Raw genomic sequence first — 1960 nt, 5'->3', positions numbered from 1 at the left:
CGTGAGACGGCCGGGGGCAGGGACGCGGTGGGCGGAGCGAGCGCGGTGGTCCTCGACACGACGCACTTCGACACGGTCAGGTTCCCGCCGCCGCCGTGGGCGCTGGAGGCATTCACCGGCGCGGCCCGGCAGGGGGAGTTGGCCTATACCCCGTACCGGGGCGAGGCTTCGGTACGGCGGCAGGTCGCCGAGAGTGCCGGCCGGATGCTCGGTGTTCCCGTCGACCCCGAACGTGAACTGGTGCTCACCCCGGGGACTCAGGCTGCCTTGTTCGCCGCTCTCGCCGCCACTGCCGAGGAGGGCGGCACGGTGGCTCTGCCGGACCCGGAGTACCTCTTCGACGAACGGATCATCAACTTCCTGGGAGCCACGACCACCAGGATTCCGTTGCGGCTGCTTCCGGGCGGACCCGAGCTGGATCTTGACGCGCTGGACGAGGCCGGACGCGCTGGCGCCCGCATCCTGCTGCTCTCGCACCCCAACAACCCCACGGGCGCCGTCTTCAGCCCCACGGTCATATCCGGTATCGCGGCGGTCGCCGAACGGCACGGCATGACCGTGATCGTCGACCAGCTCTACGCGCGCCTCGTCTACGACGGCCCCCTGCCGCACCTGGCAGCACAACCGGCCCTGGCCGGACGGTGCGTGACCCTACTCGGCCCCTCCAAGACCGAGTCCCTGTCCGGCTACCGCACCGGCATCGTCATCGCCCCACCCCACCTGGCAGACGCCATCGAGGACGTCCTCGCCCTCACCGCCCTACGCGCCCCCGCCTACGCCCAGCACATCCTCACCTCCTGGATGCGCGACGACGAGCCATGGGTGCAAGAGCGGGTCCGTGACCTGCACGCACTACGGGACATGACCGTGCAGCGCCTGAGGGAGGTGGACTACCTGACACTCACCCCTCAAGCCGGCACCGCCTACCTCTTCCCCGACATCAGCCCCCTGCAGCTGCCCGACCACACCGTCGCCACCCGCCTCGTGCGCGACGCCCGCGTCCTGATCAGCCCCGGCTACCAGTTCGGCCCCGCCGGCCAAGGGCACTTCCGCCTCTGCTACGCCCGCGACGAGCAGCAATGGTCCGCCGCCCTGGACCGCATGGTCACCGTCCTGAACCGCCTCGGCCGGGAACAGGGCCTGTGAACCCGCCCCGCAACGAGCACACCCCGGGCCACCACCAGGCCGTGCAGAGCGACCGGGCCCCGCTGCCGGCAGGGACCTACAGCCAGGCCGTGCGCGCCGCAGACTTCGTCTTCCTCTCCGGACAGACACCGCGGCTGCCGACAGGAGAGCGCCTCAACGACGCCCCCTTCGACGTCCAAGCACGTCAGGCGCTGGAGAACCTGCGCTCGCTGGCCCGGGCCGCGGGCGGCGACCTGACGGACGCGGTGAAGGTCAACGTCTATCTGCGTGACCCCTCGCATCGGGCCGAATTCGACCGGATCTACCGGCAGTACGCGGGCGACCCGCCACCGGCACGCACCCTCACCCAGTCCCACCTGCCCGGCTTCGCCGTCGAGATCGACGCCGTGCTGGACCTCCCGGCTCCGCATCAGCAGGACGCCACAACTCCGCGGCTTCGTAAGGAAAGCACCCGGCCATGAGCACACCCGAAAACCGCACCACAGCAGCACACAAGCGGCCCCGGGCCCTGGTACTGACGCACGTCGACACCGAACCCCCCGGCGTATACGCGAGAATCCTCCGGGATCACGGCTGGCAGGTCGACGAGATACGCGTGCACCCGGCCGCCCCCGATCCGCCCGCACAACTCCACAATGTGGACGCCCTGCTCGTGATGGGCGGGCCCGGCACTGTCAGCGGCCTGAGTCCGCAGACCAGCGGGGAATGCCGGCTCATCGCGGACGCCGTCGCATCCGGCATCCCGTACTGGGGCGTGTGCCTCGGCGCCCAGCTCCTCGCCGCAGCCACAGGAGGCACCTGCATCCCCGGCCAC

The 1960-nt window shown here is 70.7% G+C and carries 3 protein-coding genes; all 3 read left to right on the top strand.

Features of this window, described 5'->3' with window-relative positions:
- The coding region (locus tag ACIQU6_RS44610; RefSeq protein WP_403488444.1) for an aminotransferase class I/II-fold pyridoxal phosphate-dependent enzyme at positions 1-1146 on the top strand (1146 nt) is incomplete at its 5' end.
- Positions 1143-1607: a RidA family protein gene (locus ACIQU6_RS44605; RefSeq protein WP_403488442.1), complete on the top strand. Its 465-nt coding sequence runs from the start codon at positions 1143-1145 to the stop codon at positions 1605-1607. The genes ACIQU6_RS44610 and ACIQU6_RS44605, both read left to right, overlap by 4 nt.
- Positions 1604-1960 (top strand): gamma-glutamyl-gamma-aminobutyrate hydrolase family protein (locus ACIQU6_RS44600; protein WP_403488440.1); only part of this gene is annotated, 357 nt, incomplete at its 3' end. The genes ACIQU6_RS44605 and ACIQU6_RS44600, both read left to right, overlap by 4 nt.

Source organism: Streptomyces sp. NPDC090442 (genome assembly GCF_044769405.1).
GTDB lineage: Bacteria > Actinomycetota > Actinomycetes > Streptomycetales > Streptomycetaceae > Streptomyces.
Note: the sequence above shows the minus strand (reverse complement) of the source record. Positions and strands in the feature narration are given on the sequence as shown.